Genomic DNA, 17,578 nt, shown 5'->3' on the forward strand with positions numbered 1-17,578 from the left:
GCAAATCTGCAGTCTATCCTGTCAATTATCAGTCTGTCTGCTCACTTAGATCTTCCTGTGACGGGATAACGGTTACTTGCTGCACTAATTCTTCCACTTTACGGGTGTTTCTCGATTGGCAGCCGGTGATATCTACCGTTTCTCCATTTTCAATATAAAAAGCCGGTCCTTCATGATTCTCGATCGTCACTTGGCGGAAACGAATATCTCTTACGTTGCCCAGATAGAACCCACGGTTGTTCATATCCTGGATTCCTGACATCATGGCTGGACGACCAGGGATTGCATTCTCTGCCATGGAAATATCAATATCGGAAAAGGTAATTTCTGAAATGTATTGCTCCGCAAGGCCGTAAAGAAAACCTGCAGCCGCGTGAACATTCCGAGCAGTAATATTAGCAAAATGAATCCGTCGGAAGCAGGGGGTCTCCTCCGTCACCGGATAAGGATTCTTATCCCATACGTATTTGTCCTTACCACGTGGTCCGCAGAAATAATAAAGATTAAGAATAAACGGACAGATCACGTCCTCCATCACGATATTACTGACACGAATATCTTCGACAACACCTCCGCGCCCGCGTCTGGACTTCAGCCGAATGCCGCGGTCCGTCTGCTTGAACACGCAATTACTGATCACGATATTACGGATATCTCCGCTCATTTCGCTTCCCAGCACCACACCGCCATGACCATGAATCATCGTGCAGTTAGTTATCGTGATATTCTCGCAGGCAACCCGCTCCTTCGTATCCTCCGTCCCTGCTTTAATGGCGATGCAGTCATCACCCACATCGATATTGCAGTTGCTGATGCGGACATTCACACAGGATTCTGGGTCAATACCGTCTGTATTAGGCGAATCCGCCGGATTATAGATCGACAGATTATCAATCGTAACATCATGGCAACAGATAGGATTCACAGTCCAGCTTGGGGAGTTCACGAGTGTCAGATCTCTGAGCGTGACTCTACGGCAGTTGTCGAAGCTGATAAGCTTCGGGCGGGGATACAGCAGTGAATCAGGAGAATTCCGATGTTTATCCCACCAAGGTGCGCCCCTTCCATCCAGCTTGCCTGCACCTGTAACCGATACATTCTCTAGATTTATTCCAAAAATACATGAAGCATGGACGTTCTGCTTCACACCCTCCCAACGGGAATCCACCACCGGATAATCGTTAGGATCAGAGCTGAAGCTAAGCACAGCTCCAGGACTGAGCTTCAGCTCAATATTGCTTTTCATGAAGATAGCACCCGTCTGATAGTGCCCGGAAGGAACATAAACTGTTCCTCCCCCTGCCTCGCTTGCCGCATGAATGGCACTGGCTATCGCTTCCGTTGAAGGCTCTGCACTATTAGGATGTGCTCCGTAGTCGTTTATATTGTAGATAGACATGTGCTTCACTCGCTTCCTTTCGTCACGGCGGGACGCTGCAAATATTCATATTCTCCACAAGCCAGGAGGAATGCGCCAAGCCCCTTCTGATCATTGGTTACGATCGGTTCACTGATATAATAGGCGTAAGTACCATCTCTCCGGTCCTCACCACCGAGTCCAGCGACCTGGCAGTTTTTATTCAGGTTAACCCAGCCTTTTTTGGTTTCCAGCACAAATTCAGCAATAAGACCTTGATAAGCACGGTCAAGAGTCTCGAACCAACTATCATCGAGTACACCAATCCGAATGCCCTTAGCCATTGCATAGGTGATCATGCTAGAGGCGGAAGCCTCCAAATAATTGCCTTTACGGCCGCCCATGTTTACAACCTGATACCAGACTCCAGCATCCGCATCCTGAACCTGACGAAGCGCTGTCAGCGTATCTGTCAGAATACGTGCCAAGATCTCGTAATCCGCGTGTTCCTCAGGGAGCATTCCGAGTACATCCACTAGCGCCATCACATACCAGCCCAGCGAACGCCCCCAAAAGTTCGGAGACAGCCCCGTTTCAGGATCGCACCACGGCTGTACCCGCTTTTCATCCCATGCGTGAAACAGAAGGCCCGTCTCAGCATCCTTGGTATGACGCTCGCACAGAATAAATTGCCGGGTCACATCGTCCAGACCCTTGCCGCCTTCATACTCAAGTAAATACTCCAGATAGAAAGGAGAGCCCATATACAAGCCATCCAGCCAAATCTGATAAGGATATACATTCTTATGCCAAAACGCACCTTCCGAGGTTCGAGGATGCGTTGTTATCTGCTTTCTTAATAAATCTGCAGCCATTTTATATTTCGCTAACCCAGTTTCTTTATGGAGCACAAATAGGATCTTTCCGTTATTTAAGTGATCAATATTATGTTCGCTCAGGCGATATCCCTTCACAGAGCCGTCTTCCTCAATAAAATAATCCATATTATCTTTGATGAATTGATAATATTTAACCTGCCCGGTCTGTCTCCACAGCAGCTCAAAACCCTTCAAGATGACTCCATAATCATAAGACCATTTTCCATGATATCCGTTATCCTCATATAATCTTGGCGTTCGCTCCATAATCGAATCTGCCATTCGAACACCCCAGCCCATACTCCTAAGTGCATTGTTGTCTTTCATTTTTTCCTCCTGTTTGAATAGATATGGTCCTAAACGCAGCCTCCCCATTTAGGACCCCTCTACTATTTTCTTAGAATATAGTCTGTAGTACTTCTTAAGGATTTACAGCTTTATAAGCAGCTTCATATTCAGTAATGATTTTGCTGCCGCCGGATTTCTTCCACTTTTCAACCTCAGCTTTAAATCCGTCCAAATCAATTTTGCCTAGGATATATTTATAAGTGGCATCTGTCATAATCTTCTGCAACTCAGATCCTTGAGTAGAATAGGTCTCAGATTCCAGAGAGTAAGCAGGATTCAGTACAGCATATTTAGCATTCTCAACGATCAGCTTATCAGCTTCAACTTTGAGTGGATCAGCATCATGGATAATGAATCCATTCTCTAATGGACGAGATGCCGAAAATGGCTGAACTTCTTGCTTCCAGAGATCTGTATCCTTAATCGTAACCGCTTGTTCTCCATCGATTGTATAGTGGACATCCTTAATACCATAAGTCATCAAGCCATAGACATCTTCATTCATAAGATCATTAACAAATTTCAAGATCCGTCTTAATTCATTTTCATCCTTGACTTCGGATTTCGGGAAAGACAACAGTCCCCCAATTCCGTTATTACCAGCCCAGATGGCGCGATCCGCTTCATTACCGGTGGAAGTGATATCGTTAACCATAACCAAATCCATACCATCCTGTATGCCTTTAGACAGATTCAGCAGGTTCTTGCTGTCAAACAAGGCACCCACATAAATTCCAGCCTTTCCTTGCGCAAAATTCTGCTGCTGATCTGTTTTAGCCGTCACAGCGAAATCCTGATTGATATAACCACCATCATAAAGAGTCTTCATATAATCCATGGTCTTGACATAAGCCTCTGTATCGAACTCTGGTGTCATTTTACCCGCATCATCTACACTCCAATAGTTCGGTGTTCCAAAGTATGAGCCCAATGTCTTAAATGCTCCATATACAAGATCGCTGCGGTCCATGAAGCCTGTGGTATCCTTTTTGCCATTACCATCAGGGTCTTTTTCGGTAAACGCTTTCGCAACTTCCATCAACTCATCTGTTGTTTTTGGAACCTGCAGTCCAAGCTTATCCAGCCAATCTTTACGGAGAACAACGCCGTTTCTAGCCAAGGACTTCTGGAAAGGAACCCCGTACAGCTTACCTGCAATCGATGCCGATGTACGTGTATCCTGTGAAATTTTAGCCAAATTCGGGAACTCATCAAGATAAGGACTTACTTCCCAGAACATACCGGCCTTCAGTGCATTACGTACAGAAGAGTTATCAAGAATAGTCAGGGTAACGATGTCTGCTAGGGAATTCGATGCTAATGAAGTATTAATACGTTCTTCTTTGGAAGGATCCGGAATCCATGAGAATTCAATCTCTGTATTCGTCAATTCTTCAATTTTGTCCAGAATAGGACCCGTTGGTGTTGTAGACGTTTGTAAAATGTTCAGCCAGCTAATCTTTGCTTTAGCATCTAGCACATCTGCAGGTGCGGCAGTAGTTTTAGCCGTTGAATTCGTTCCCTCATTTGAAGAATTTGACTCCTTCGCGTTATTGCCTCCTCCGCATGCAGTGAGTACTAACCCGCTACACAACATTAAGGCTGCAATTTTTTTGTAATTGCGATTCATCAACATTACCCCTTTTACTAATGTATTTGTGTTGTATCTTCCACCTCTGCCTTTAAGGCAGAGGTAAGAATTCAGCATACTATGAAGCCTAGTAAACACCATCTTCGCCGATTTTTTTGGCTAACTTGTTCGACAGCATAACGAGAATCAAGCCAACTACACCCTTGAACAGACCTACTGTGGTACTGAAACTCAATTGTCCGTTCTTTAAACCAGCTGTATAGATATAGGTATCGAAAATTTCTCCAACTTCGCGGTTCAAGGAATTGATCAGCAAGTACATATGCTCAAAGCCCAGATCCAGCGTGTGGCCAATCTTCAGAATAAGCAAGGTAATAATGATTGGGCGAATCGCCGGCAAGGTGATATGCCATGTTTTGCGTAATCTTGCCGCTCCATCCATCTCAGCTGCTTCATATAACTGCGTATCCACTACGGTAATGGCTGCCAAATAAATAATGGTTGACCAACCAATTTCTTTCCAAATGATCTGTCCGATATACACGGTACGCAACCACTCAGGAGAAGTCAAAAAGCTGATCTTCTGCATCCCAAGGGCCGCCAACATCTCATTCAGCACCCCTCCATCCACATTCATAAATACATAGGAAATGGAGACGATGATAACCCATGACATGAAATGGGGGATATAAATAATCGTTTGAATGGTGCTCTTAAATAACTTGTGCTGAACTTCGTTAAGCATCAGCGCCACTATAATAGGTAGCGGGAAGAAAATAAAAATGTTTAATGCAAACAGGATAAGTGTATTACTCAATAGCATAAAGAAGGTAGGTTCTGTAAACAATCGGACGAAATGCTTAAACCCTACCCACGGGCTATCCGCTATACCCAGAAACGGCTGATAGTCCTGAAATGCAATGATAAGACCGCCCATAGGCAGGTACTTAAAAATAACAAAATACAAAAATCCCGGGAGTATCATTAGATACAATAACTTGTTTCTTTTTAAACTCAGCCAGCTAGGCCCCGTTCGCTTTTTTCTTACTGGATTAACTTTCGTGTTCAGCATGGTGACGTTTGCCTCTTTCACCTGATCGGCCTCCTTGATCGCGTTTCTTTACGATTCCCAGATTACGATCATTCGTCCATTACGTATATAATCATCAGATACTGATACTCCGAGAACCCTACAGCTATAAGGTTTTCCAGGCCCGTGCATCTTATAGTGATTACTACAATACATAAAGATCATCTATGCCTTATCACGCTTTTTCCTCCCAAAACAAAGCCCAAGCTAATGATTATATACGGAATAACAGACCCCTGTTAAAGTTTCAATGAAACGATTACAAGGAGGATATCTGCATGTCGCAATCATCTTTTAAAAAAGAAAATATGGGTAGCCGGCTGTTTACTATTGTAAATACCACACTGCTTACACTCATTGCCCTAGCCTGTCTTTTACCCTTTGTCAATGTGTTTGCCAGTTCCTTTGCTTCAACACAGGAGGTAGTAGAAAAAAGCTTCATCCTGTTCCCGACGACATTCTCTTTGGATGCTTACCGTTATATACTGTCAACGCCTACTATTTTTAAAGGGCTTGGCGTATCCATCGGTGTAACCTTAGTGGGTACAGTTGTCAGTATGGTTCTTACCTCTTTAATGGCTTATGGATTATCTAGAAAATATCTATACGGAAGAGATTTCATCAATTTCGTAATCGTGTTCTCCATGCTCTTCAGCGGGGGAATGATCCCTACTTTCCTGGTAGTTAAATATTTCGGATTAATCGATTCCTACTGGTCCATGATCATGCCTGTTGCGATCAATGCTTTTAACCTGATCATTATGCGTAACTTCTTCCAGGCGCTGCCGGAAGGGCTAGAGGAATCAGCCAAGATTGACGGCTCTAATGATTTTGGTGTATTTTTCAAAATCATGCTTCCGCTGGCGATGCCATCTATCGCGACCCTCTCCTTGTTCTACGGGGTAGCTTACTGGAACACTTATATGAGTGCAATTTTATATATGACAGACTCCACTAAGTGGCCTATTCAAGTCCTGCTGCGCCAAATTGTTATCGTCGCCAGCGGGATGCAGGGAGATAATGCTTCTGTTGATATTATCCCACCTGCTCAAACCATCAAAATGGCGGTTATCGTAGTCGCAACCGTTCCAATGCTGCTCGCCTATCCTTTCGTACAAAAACACTTCACCAAAGGAGCCCTGCTGGGTTCTGTAAAAGGCTAAAACATTGCAGCTGCACAAACAGCCAGCCCCGGTCTCCCGGGGCTGGCTGTTTGTGTTCAGCGCCTTACTTCTCCTGTTTCTGGGTTCGGTATGCACCTGGTGTTACATGTTCTTTTTTACGGAAGGATCGAATAAAGTTCTGTGGATTATGGTACTGCAGCCTTTCAGCAATCTCTTTAATGGTCATATCCGTTTCCACCAGCCACTTCTTAGCCATTTCCAGACGATAGTTCATCAGATACTCGCTAAACGTCATCCCGTACTCTTTTTTGAAAATACTGCTTAAATAGTTCGGACTGTAATGGAGGCGATCACCAATTAATTCTAGCGTTAAGTCCTGATCAAATTCCGAGCGGACAATCACCGCAATTTTATCGGATAAGAGGCGGAACTGACGGTCTGTCTTCTCCTTAACGCTGGTCACCATCGGATGGATAACTTCTTTGACCAAAATGCGTTCGATCTCTTCCGGATTACGGATGTCTAACAATCGGTGATACAACGTAGAATTGTCCTCTGTCAGCAGAACCTCTACACCCAGCAGCTGCTCCAGCTGAATCAGATTGTTGACGAAACGTATTAATGTGACTTCGAAATTCAAAGGGTTCTTACTGTGCTTCATCATTTCCCCGAGTAATGGATACAGAGAACAGGATACTTGTTCTTCATCTCCAATCCGAATCGCGTCAAATAACTGGGACTCAAACTCAGACGGATAATGCAGTAGAACTGGACCCGAGATCACCTTCGATATATCCTCATAGAAGATGATGGACTCTTTGCCCAGATTTAAACGATGATGCAGCGCCTGCTTACTCATCTCGCAAGCTTCCCTACTAAACAATAAATTATCATAAAAATTGCTGATTCCAACGCTAATGGATAGTTTCAGGATTTCTCTAGCTGTTCGAATAATTGTCTTGGCATAGTCCAGTGCTATTCTCCGGTTCTCCTGTTCATTCGCTCCCTCAAAGATCAGGATAGTCGCTTGTGTACGGTCATTTAATAGGATAGGAATCATCCGCCTCTCCTGCGGAATCAGCTCTTCCACCAGTTTGTTAACCGCTACAAGCAGAAGATCCTTATCGCTAGCCTGCCGTTCCCCATAGTTATCCAGCTGTATTAGCAGCGTTGCATACACCGAATTCTGTGACAGCTCATAACCGAAACGAGGCAAACCCAGATTAAGCTCTTCTTGGGATATCCGGCTACGAAACAGATTTAGAATAAACTGAGTTTCCAACTTAGGCATCTCAGACTCAATCAGACCCTCTAGGCTTTCTTTCTCCGATAAGATGGTATCAATCGAATTAATAATCCAGTCTACCTCATTCTTAGGCTCTAGCTCCGCATTGGCGGGCAATAATCGGCGCTGAATCTGCCGGAATGGCTTGGTGAAATACAAAGAGATCACATAAGCGACTACCGCAATCAACAACGTAATAAGCAGTACCATCATCACAATCCCGAATCGGGTTGTCTTTAGTGCATCAGAAATTTCTGATTTATCCAAAATAGTTACGTAGATCCAATTATTATAAGAAGATTTAGCATAAATAGCTTTTATCGATTGGTGATCAGCCCGCTCCATGGCAATCGTCCCCAATTGCCCCCCGCCTCCGGCAACATTAGTGATATGGCTAAGTTGATTATTAGTCAGCAGGGACTTTCCAGTTTCCGACTCATATAAAAGCTCACCCTCCCGGTTAAGAATAAACACCGGTGTGTTTCCTTCGGTCTGAAGGGTGCTCTGCAAGGTCTGAAGGGATATATCAGATAAGGCAATCGCCTGTTTGGTCTGTGAGAATACCGGCAGGGTATTTACAAAGCGGATGCCTTTATCCGTCTTCACCCAAAATAAACCCCGGCTACGGTTATTGATATAGCTCTCATAAAGTGCCTTGCTCTCTTCTTCCGTTAAATGTGAAAGCTTACCATTGGAAATCTGCCATTTCTGCTCCAAACTGATTAGAGAATAATTAACAAAATCCATCCCCATGCTGGCAATGTAGTTAAGCTGGGAATTAATCTCGCGATACTTTTCAAAATCCTGCTCAGTGATCGGATTTTGCACGACCTCCCTAAAGGAACTGGTGGTACTGTAAGTATTAAAAGCGTATTCGATGGTCTGAATTTTCTGTTCCAGGGTGTTTTTAATTTGAGTAATTAAACTCTGTTTATCATCCGCTACTCTTTCATTTACCGAATTAATCGTCGTCAGATAAATATAGCCACCGAAGCTAATAACCAGGCCAATTCCCAGCACTAGAATAGGAACAAAAATCTTGTAGAATATCCTGCCTCTTTTCATGATAGACTCCTTAAGCATGTAATTATTTTCAATTATAGCGCTTCCAATAGGTTAAACCAAATGTTTTAAATGTGTATAATCGCAACCCTATTTTTATAAAAAATAGAAAACAAAAAAACAAGGCAAAAAGCGCTTCATCAAGCCCAGTGCTCAATGAAGGTTTTTTGCCTTATATTATAATGATTTTATTCCCTATCCTTATATTTCAATCTCTTCCGTTGAATCCGAAAGACCACCACTCTGCACGCCATTATTATTGGCTACCGCAAGAACATATACTTTATATTTAACACCCTTAACAATTAATGCACCATTAACATCTCTTCTCGAGGCTACAATTGTAGGATTCGTTCCGTTAGGCGTTATCGACGTATAATACGAGGATTTCACCTCAATTGCTTCCGCTGAACCAAAACCTTGTTTAGACGGAACCACCAGAATTCGATATTCCGAAATGTTAGACTCGTTAGAGGAACGGTTGAAACTTACTAGTATTTTACCCTCATCCACACTGTACGTTACATTGGTGACAGAGGTTACCGGCAGCTTAGTGGATAAAGTTATGGCATTCGACTCTGAGGACAACACATTAGTGCCTGAGTACTTGCCGCTGCCAATCGTTAACACATACACTCTGTAACTGATTCCACTCTTTATTAAATTTCCGTTTACGTCTCTGGCTGAAGAATCCAAGACTTGACTGGTGTTATTTCCTGAAGTGCCTACCGCTGTGTAATTGGAGCTAGAAACCGCATTTGCCTGGGTTAAACTAAAGCTGCTGTAATAGGAAGTAGGTACAATCAGGATTCGATACTGGCTAATGTACGTTTCATCCGTGGCATGGTTAAAGGATACTTTTAAATCACGGCCGTCTTCGTAATCATTAACGTCCCTTACATCCAAGCTCGAAATAGGAGCCAATTTGTAATCTACATTCAACGTAATTAAAGGTGAACCAGAAGAAAGAACATTGCTGCCCGAGTAATTCCCGCTTCCGACGGTTAAAACATATACTCTGTAATTGATTCCACTCTTTATCAGGTTACCGCGCACGTCCCTTGATGACGAGGTTAACACTTGATTGGTGCTGGATCCTGTTGTGCTCACTGCTGTGTAGTTGGAACTGTACACATTATTGGCGTCAGATAAACTGAAGCTATTGTAATAGGAAGTAGGTACAACCAGGATTCGATACTGGCTAATATACGTTTCATTCGTAGCGTGGTCAAAGGATACTCTTAAATCACGGCCATCATCATAGTCATTTACGTCGCTTACATCTAAATTGTAGACAGCACTCACATTGTAGTCAACAGCCAACGTAATTAATGTTGACTCCGTTGAGAGAATGTTGGTGCCCAAATTCTTCCCGCTTCCAATCGTTAACACATACACTCTGTAAGGTGTTCCATTCTTAATCAAATTACCACGCACGTCTCTTGCTGACGAGGCTAACACTTGACTGGTGCTAGATCCTGTTGTGCTCACCGTTGTGTAGTAAGAGCTGGAGACATTATTCGCCTCAGATAAACTAAAGTTGTTGGAATAAGCTGTAGGCACAACTAGAATTCGGTACTGGCTAATATACGTTTCATCTGTAGCGTGGTTAAAGGATACTTTTAAATCACGGCCATCTCCAAAGTCACTAACGTCGCTTACACTTAAATTAGAGACATTGACCGAGGACAGCGTAATCGCAGATGAAGCAGCAGACAATAAATTATTGGCTGTATTACTGCCACTATCTACACCCATAACAAACACACGGTAACCAACTCCCGTCTTAATGAGGGCTCCATCTACATCCCTCGCTCCTGACGATAGGATCTGAGTGATATTGGAGCCTGTTTTGTTGACCTGTGTGTAATTTGAACTGCTAACAGCATTTGCTGCCGCCAAATTAAAAGAAGAATAATTAGTAGCTTTGACTACAAATATCCGGTAAGAACTCACCTTCGATTCATCCGATACCTTATTAAAACTTACGGCTAAATCGCGGCCATCACTATAATCGCTCACATCACTTACTTGTACATTACTTGGAGCAACGACTACAGTATTAGTATTAAGCGATATAGTCGAAGAACTATACGAGAGAGCGCTGGTATTATTGCCTTTGCCCACTGCGAAAACATAAGCTACATAGGTTTGATTACCTTTAATGAGGTCACCATCCACATCCCTTGAATTTGCGGTCATTCTAATCGTAGGATTAGTGCCTGTAGCTAAAACAGTAGAATAATTGGCGGATGTAACCTTTTGTGCAGATGAGATATTAAAAGTGCTCCAAGCCTTTACAATCATTACCCGGTAATGATCCACAAGAGCTTCATTAGAAGATTGGGTGAAGCTGACCTGGAGATCACGGCCGTCACCGTTATCACTTACATCCTTTAACTGTACATTCGATGCCGGATTTACAGTTCCAGTTTTACCGCCGGAAGTCGTTATGGTCACCACTTTGGTACTTGGATTCCAACCCACATCATGACCCAATGACTCACTTACAAACCGTGTAGGAACCATCGTTCTTCCTTTCAAATTCTGACCCGGCACATCTAGAGTTACAGCTTTATTGTTAATCGTGGCTGTCTTTGAGCCAATCTTTAACATAATCGTTGTATCATCTTTAGTTGCAGTTACAGTTTGTGTTTTCTGATTCCACTTGATGGTGGCATTAAAGGCTTCAAAGATTGCCCGTAGGGGTACCATCGTCCGTCCATTTACCATCACCGGTGCTTGATCTGTGGACAATCGAACCCCATCAATAAAAATACTGATGGGCGCAGTAGCAGCTTTCACTGAAGATTGAAACATCATCGGCAAAACTAATAAGCCCACTAAAATAGAAATCCATAACTTCTTCACAGATTCACCCTCCTGGAATGACGAATACATTTTTTTCCTAACCTTTTGACGCTCCTACTAGGATAAAAGTTTCACGCATTATGGTTACAATATTTTAATCTGGAACCCGTTCCTTCGATCCGCCACAAACCGCTCTGTAAAAAGAAAAAGAAAGCGCAGTGTGCGCTCTCTCCTTTGTGTTATTCGCTGATACTTTTATCCACATTTTTCTTCGGAATTCCATCCAATCCGTACTCCCAATCATAAGCATCAAAAATTTTTCTCGCTACAGGTGCTGCACTGCTAGATCCAAATCCGCCTTCAGGAATAACTACAGCTACAGCAAGCTTTGGATTTTCACGTGGTGCAAAAGCTATAAACACTCCGTTATCACGGTTTATGTTTTTACTATCCGTCTGTTGTGAAGTTCCTGTTTTACGCGCAAAATCATAGGGGAAATCACCGAAGGCACTTTTAACGTCACTGTTCATCCCTTTCTTTATCTCCCGCCAATAGGATTTATCGAAAGTAGTCACTTCATCAAGCACTTCCCGTTTGAATTCTTTGATAACTTTACCTTTGGAGTCCGTGATCTTGCTTACTAGCTGTGGTTTGATTCGTTGCCCTTCATTGGCTAGTGTAGCCGCATATTGCGCCAACTGAAGAACGGTATAACGTCCCTGCTGCCCAAAAGAAGCATAAACAAGTGCCGACTGAACTGAACCCGCTTTAGCTTCAGCTTTATAATTCAAATCACCCAAGTATTCCCTTGGTAAACCTATCCCTGTTGGCACACCTAGACCGAATTCTTTCATATATGTGTCCCATACCCCGATGCCCTTAGACTTGTATTTTTCGTACAATTTTTTTCCGATCATATCAACCATATATACGTTTGAAGATTTTTCAATGGCTGTATAAGGATACAAAGAGCCGTATACATGATTGGATGAGTTCCTTACATTAGTCTCATGTCCTTCCCTACCAAATGAGGTGATCCCTTTATCTTGATAAGTAGAAGAAGTACTTATAAAGCCCTCTTTTAAGCCAATTAACACACTCAATGGTTTTATGGTCGAACCAAGCAGCACGGTGGATTCAAAATTATGCCCTGATCTTCCTGATGAGTATGGAGTTATCGTTCCATTTTGGTAATGCTTTTCAATTTTTTTATACACCTCTGGAGAGATCGAACCCGTAGCCCAACTGTTGGTATCATAGTCAGGCATACTTGCCATAGCAATAACATTACCTGTATCCACTTCCATGGCTACAGCGTAACCTGTTAAAGCATCAGGATGTGTTTCTCCCTGAACGGTGTGTGAATGCAACCACTGAATCTGATCTTTAATGGCTTCTTCGGTCTTCAGCTGAATTTTTTTATTAAGGGTCGTCCAGATAGTGCTTCCTTTGACCGGGGGTTCAATACTGACAATTTTTTCCGCCATATTCTGCGGATCTACGGAAACTTCCTTATAACCATTCTGTCCCCGAAGCTCCTTCTGGTATTGCAGCTCCAAGCCATCAAAGCCTACTAGCTCATCCTCTTTATAGTTAAGTCCAGGGTTCTGATTATTTTTCATCGCCTGAAGTACATCCTTATAAAGATCTAAACTAGTAGAGGATTTAAAAAATTTCACGTAACCAACAGCTTGTACAGCCACCGTATCGGTATCATAATGCCTGCTACTTTCCTCTATCACTTCAAGGTTTGGATATTCGTTTTTGTGTTCTAAAAAATAAGCGATTTCTTTCTTAGTTAAACCTGATTTAATTCTTCGTGCTACATAACCAGAGAGTTTTTTTGAATATAAATCCATAGACTCAAGGATCTCTTCTGTGGTTAGTTTTTTCTCATTAGGATCACCATAAGTTTCGAAGGCTTCTGCTAACTTGCTGGCGAGTGCCTTTGATTTATTATTTGCCTCAGCAGTTAAGGTAACTTTTTTCGTAGTTTTATCTGTTTTTGTTGCGGTATATTCCTTATCCAAAGTAAGGTACAAAGATTGAACGGGCGTTGAGTATGCCAATTTCTCACCATCAGCAGCGAGGATATTCCCTCTCAATGCCGATAATGCCACTATTTTCGTATCCCGATTAGCCTCAGCTTCAGATAACGTAGGTCCTTCGACAAATTGCAAGACCGCAAGGCGTAGGATAATCACACAAAAAATAATAAAAGTGCTAAAGAAAAAAATATTGATTCTTAATTCGCCAGAGTTGTTAATAGTTTTGCTGTCGTCTTGTACACCTTTTCTGTCGAAGAGCCTCACATAATCCCACTCCTTATTTCCAAAATTCTACAGCATAAGATTAAAGTATAAACTAGCAAACGGAAATATACAAAATTAAGAATAATAGTTAAATAATTGTTCACAAATCGATAATATCCAATTAAAAAAGCAGCTTTCCCCGGTATGGGAGAATCGCTGCTTTTTGTTTATGGGCGTTGGTGGCCTGCACCAATAAATTCTCAACATTCGCTGAGGCCTACGGACTCAGATGACGTTATATGCGCATTTTTAGCCTTTGGAGCTTGGTTTCGGACTCCAATGACGTTATTTCATAGGAAGAAGGGCAAATCGGGTGCTTTTCATACCAATAGCGACTATGCGGTCCGTTGGCACTTCAAATGCGAAATAAAGCTGCGTTTAAGGTCATCTGTGTCCGATAGCTGTAGCGTAAGGGAGGGGAATTTTAAACAGATGAAACGATGTTTGAGGAGTTCTTGATAGAGCAAGCTCTAATTAATCAGGGGGTGCCCAGCAGCCATTTTACGGCTGATGGGGCACCCCCTGATTTTTTCTTATAACAAAATCTACACTTTTCTAACCTGTGACCGGTACATTAAAAACAAGAAATACGGAGCCCCAATCAGCATAATAATAAGGCCTGAAGGGATTTCTTTCGGCGCCATTATGGTTCTTCCGAGCGTATCGGCAATAACGAGCATCAAGCCGCCAAGTAACCCTGACAAAACAATCGATCGTCTCGTATGATGACCAATCATCATACGCACCGCATGCGGCGCCATGAGTCCGAGAAAGCCAATTGTTCCCACACTTGCAACGGCTCCCGCTGCAAGCAAAACGCCGATAATCATAGCCCAAAGCCGCGTTCCTCGAACCGGCAAGCCCAATCCTGTTGAACTCTCGTCACCAAATGCCAACAAATCGCATTTTCGGCCCAAATAGTATGCAATCGGAACAAGTACAAGCAGGAATGCAAATAGGATGTAAAATTGATTCCAGCTTCGTCCATAAGTCGAACCCGTTAACCAAATTAAGGAGCTACTGCTCCATAAACTTCCTTTGACGATCATGACCTGGATTCCCGCAGAGGCAATAGCAGAGACTGCGATTCCAAGCAAGATCAGAACCGATGGATTCAAGGACCTGCGCCAGGCCATAAAAAAGACAAAAGCAGCAGCCAGTGCCCCACCCACGATTGCGGCAAGCGGAACTGCAAATACCGTCAATGCTGGCCAAACGGTCATTACGGCCAAAGCACCAAAGCCAGCCCCTGAGGTCACACCAATAATAGAAGCATCTGCCAATGGATTTCGAACAGCACTTTGAATCAATACACCACTGATTGCAAGTGCGATCCCTCCTGCAGCCGCTACGAGTGTACGGGGAAGCCGTAAATTCAGCAGGACGGAATAGGATTGATCCCCCCTATGGAACAGACTACTTAGCAATTCACTGATCGGTATTTTTGTTCCCCCAAACGATAAGCTTACGAGGATAATAACAATGAGCAGCACGGTCATAACTATAACCGTCGGCACAAAGCGCAGACGCAGTCCCGCCCCACCGATACTCATCGATGATTGGCCAGCGCCTGAGCCCGATATATTTTTCATCTTGGTGAGTACCAGCCAAATGAGCCACGGGGCTCCAATAATCGCCATAACTGCACCAACAGGCATTTCACCCACACTGCTTCGCACTACACGCGCTAGCGTATCCGCTGCCGTGATGAGCAAGGCTCCCCACAACGCGCTTGCAGGAATGAGCAGGCGATGCTTGCGAATCCCACTAAGTCTGACGAGATGGGGAGCCACTAAGCCGACGAAGCCAATCGGTCCAACCACGCTGACTACAACCGCAGCCATTAATACCGATAGGCCAAGTCCTGTCGCCCGAATTAACCCTACTCGCTGTCCAAGTGAACGAGCGGTTGACTCATCGAGCTCCAGCGCATCAAATTGTCTGCCGGCAAATATCGCTGCCATTAGCAGTACTACGACAAAAGGCCAGGCATATATAACACCGTCCCAATCCAACTGGATTAGGGAACCTGAACCCCATAAAAACAGATTTTGTGTTTCTGTTCTTTTAAAAATATGTATGGCCGATGTAAACGCTCCGAGCACCATGGAGACGATCATACCTGACAAAGCCAGCCGAACAGGTGTGGCTGCCTTGCCTCCACTCAATAAATAAGCGGCTAAAGCAGCAAGCAGTCCCCCTGCAACTGCGAGCAAAAATGGAAACTCATGCTGCAAAGCAGGAAAAGCTACCATACCAAGCACGACCATAAAGTATGCCCCGGCATTAATCCCAAGTGTATCTGAGGAAGCAAGCGGGTTCTTCGTTATAGTTTGCAATAATGCCCCAGCCACAGCCAGAGCAGCCCCGGCCAGCAGACCAATAACTGTACGTGGCATGCGGATATCCCAGAGCAGATTATGTTCCATTATATCTTGGCGATTCAGCAAACCATCTATTACAGTAGCTGCAGGAATCTTGGCTTCCCCAAAGCCCAAACTTAAAACGAACAGAATGAAGAGGACGGCAAAGCCGCCCCCAAATATTCCAATGATCCGCCAGTTCATGCCGATAGAGGCTTCTTTGCTACTCTTTTCGTTCATAACCGCACTCATTTCGTTAATGTATTTACAACTTCATCCACGATAACTTTGGAGGAGATCGGACCGCCGAACACCCAAGTAGTACTGCTCAATCCGAAGGTGCGATTCTCTTTCACAAAGTTAAGGCCATTCCAAACGGAATTATCCTTCAGTTCTTTCGTGAAAATATTATCATCCTCTTGGACGATATAGATCAGATTTGTATCCTGAACCGCAGGCAATGCTTCAACTGTAGAGGTACTGAATCCGTAAACTTCGAAATTTTCGGGTTTCCAGTCGTTTTTCAGACCGATCCGATCCAAAGTTTGTACCGCAAGTGAATTATCTGTAAAAAGACGCATCGTTGCTGCATTCTGGTAGCTGTATGCTTGTGTCAGTACATAGTTCAAGCCTTCTTTGCCTGCATCAGCCAGCTTTGCTTTTGCATCTGCATAATGTGCATCCAAATCAGCAAGAACCTTATCGGCTTCTGCTGTTTTACCTACTGCCGCTGCAATTGTTTTGAAAGTATCTTCCATCAGCGTGTACTGATTACCTTCTCCTTCATTCGGATACAAGCCGAAAATCAATGTTGGAGCGATACTTTTAAGTTGATCATAAATTCCTTCATGCCCACCCGTATTGGCAATAATCAGATCAGGCTTTAATGAAGCAATTGTCTCCAGATCTGGCTCGTCACGGGAACCAACATCAGTCACGTTTGCATCAAGTGGTGCTTCAGAAGTCACATACAGCTTATAGTTTTCGTTATCTGCGTTACCTACTGGCTGCACTCCCAGTGCAATAACATCCTCCGTAAAGGTCCATTCCAATACCACAACTCTTTGCGCAGGTTTGTCCAGCGTAATCTCACCTTTAGAATCCTTTAAAACAATAGGACCGCTTGTAGATTCACTGCCCGCGTTTTCAGCAGCTGGTTTATCAGTTGCTCCCGCGTTCGATGTTGAATTGTTCTTTTGGTTAGTACCACAGCCTGATACGACCAATATAATAGCAATAACCATAAATAAACTAATTAACCTTTTGTGCATTTGCTTTATCCCCCTGGATTCAACGTTCGAAGTTGATTCCATGATAACCGTTATCAATCTATTGATAATGATTATCACAGAAAACA

10 protein-coding genes are annotated in these 17,578 nt (G+C 43.4%); 1 reads left to right on the plus strand and 9 read right to left on the minus strand.

Features of this window, described 5'->3' with window-relative positions:
- Positions 1–28 precede the first annotated feature (28 nt).
- The 4 genes from NSQ91_RS27285 to NSQ91_RS27300 all read right to left on the minus strand — a co-directional run bounded on the left by NSQ91_RS27285 (position 29) and on the right by NSQ91_RS27300 (position 5,159).
- Positions 29–1,399, minus strand: a complete 1,371-nt coding sequence (locus NSQ91_RS27285; protein ID WP_076130458.1) for a glycoside hydrolase family 28 protein — start codon at positions 1,397–1,399, stop codon at positions 29–31.
- Between the two features lie 5 nt (positions 1,400–1,404).
- Positions 1,405–2,562, minus strand: a complete 1,158-nt coding sequence (locus tag NSQ91_RS27290; protein WP_076194114.1) for a glycoside hydrolase family 88/105 protein — start codon at positions 2,560–2,562, stop codon at positions 1,405–1,407.
- 94 nt (positions 2,563–2,656) lie between these two features.
- A complete protein-coding gene (locus NSQ91_RS27295; RefSeq protein ID WP_076130457.1) occupies positions 2,657–4,213 on the minus strand; it encodes an extracellular solute-binding protein in 1,557 nt (518 codons plus the stop codon).
- 88 nt (positions 4,214–4,301) lie between these two features.
- A complete protein-coding gene (locus NSQ91_RS27300; protein ID WP_370510797.1) occupies positions 4,302–5,159 on the minus strand; it encodes an ABC transporter permease in 858 nt (285 codons plus the stop codon).
- Between the two features lie 383 nt (positions 5,160–5,542).
- Here NSQ91_RS27300 and NSQ91_RS27305 point away from each other — a divergent pair, with 383 nt between their 5' ends.
- Complete coding sequence (locus NSQ91_RS27305) at positions 5,543–6,427, plus strand: carbohydrate ABC transporter permease (RefSeq protein ID WP_076130456.1); 885 nt, start codon at positions 5,543–5,545, stop codon at positions 6,425–6,427.
- A gap of 64 nt (positions 6,428–6,491) precedes the next feature.
- Here the strand turns inward: NSQ91_RS27305 and NSQ91_RS27310 are convergent, their stop codons facing one another.
- The 5 genes from NSQ91_RS27310 to NSQ91_RS27330 form a co-directional block, all read right to left on the minus strand.
- Positions 6,492–8,738 (minus strand): AraC family transcriptional regulator, encoded by a 2,247-nt coding sequence (locus NSQ91_RS27310; RefSeq protein WP_076304968.1) that lies wholly within the window; start codon positions 8,736–8,738, stop codon positions 6,492–6,494.
- Positions 8,739–8,936: 198 nt separating this feature from the next.
- Positions 8,937–11,606 carry a copper amine oxidase N-terminal domain-containing protein gene (locus NSQ91_RS27315; RefSeq protein ID WP_076184806.1) on the minus strand — a complete coding sequence of 890 codons (2,670 nt, stop codon included), beginning with the start codon at positions 11,604–11,606 and terminating at the stop codon, positions 8,937–8,939.
- A 179-nt stretch (positions 11,607–11,785) separates the two neighbouring features.
- Positions 11,786–13,858: a peptidoglycan D,D-transpeptidase FtsI family protein gene (locus NSQ91_RS27320; RefSeq protein ID WP_076304969.1), complete on the minus strand. Its 2,073-nt coding sequence runs from the start codon at positions 13,856–13,858 to the stop codon at positions 11,786–11,788.
- 545 nt (positions 13,859–14,403) lie between these two features.
- Entirely contained in the window at positions 14,404–16,461 is a 2,058-nt protein-coding gene (locus NSQ91_RS27325; protein ID WP_076304970.1) for an iron ABC transporter permease, read from the minus strand.
- Between the two features lie 8 nt (positions 16,462–16,469).
- Positions 16,470–17,492: an ABC transporter substrate-binding protein gene (locus tag NSQ91_RS27330; RefSeq protein ID WP_076130322.1), complete on the minus strand. Its 1,023-nt coding sequence runs from the start codon at positions 17,490–17,492 to the stop codon at positions 16,470–16,472.
- Positions 17,493–17,578 lie beyond the last annotated feature (86 nt).

It is taken from the genome of Paenibacillus sp. FSL R7-0048 (assembly GCF_038004505.1).
Lineage (GTDB): Bacteria > Bacillota > Bacilli > Paenibacillales > Paenibacillaceae > Paenibacillus_AQ > Paenibacillus_AQ odorifer.

What these genes read in the sequence shown, in the direction of transcription:
- NSQ91_RS27285 (WP_076130458.1), bottom strand. Translation starts at nt 1,399, where the DNA reads ATGTCTATCTACAATATAAACGACTACGGAGCACATCCTAATAGTGCA.
- NSQ91_RS27290 (WP_076194114.1), bottom strand. Translation starts at nt 2,562, where the DNA reads ATGAAAGACAACAATGCACTTAGGAGTATGGGCTGGGGTGTTCGAATG.
- NSQ91_RS27295 (WP_076130457.1), bottom strand. Translation starts at nt 4,213, where the DNA reads ATGAATCGCAATTACAAAAAAATTGCAGCCTTAATGTTGTGTAGCGGG.
- NSQ91_RS27300 (WP_370510797.1), bottom strand. Translation starts at nt 5,159, where the DNA reads ATGATACTCCCGGGATTTTTGTATTTTGTTATTTTTAAGTACCTGCCT.
- NSQ91_RS27305 (WP_076130456.1), top strand. Translation starts at nt 5,543, where the DNA reads ATGTCGCAATCATCTTTTAAAAAAGAAAATATGGGTAGCCGGCTGTTT.
- NSQ91_RS27310 (WP_076304968.1), bottom strand. Translation starts at nt 8,738, where the DNA reads ATGAAAAGAGGCAGGATATTCTACAAGATTTTTGTTCCTATTCTAGTG.
- NSQ91_RS27325 (WP_076304970.1), bottom strand. Translation starts at nt 16,461, where the DNA reads ATGAACGAAAAGAGTAGCAAAGAAGCCTCTATCGGCATGAACTGGCGG.
- NSQ91_RS27330 (WP_076130322.1), bottom strand. Translation starts at nt 17,492, where the DNA reads ATGCACAAAAGGTTAATTAGTTTATTTATGGTTATTGCTATTATATTG.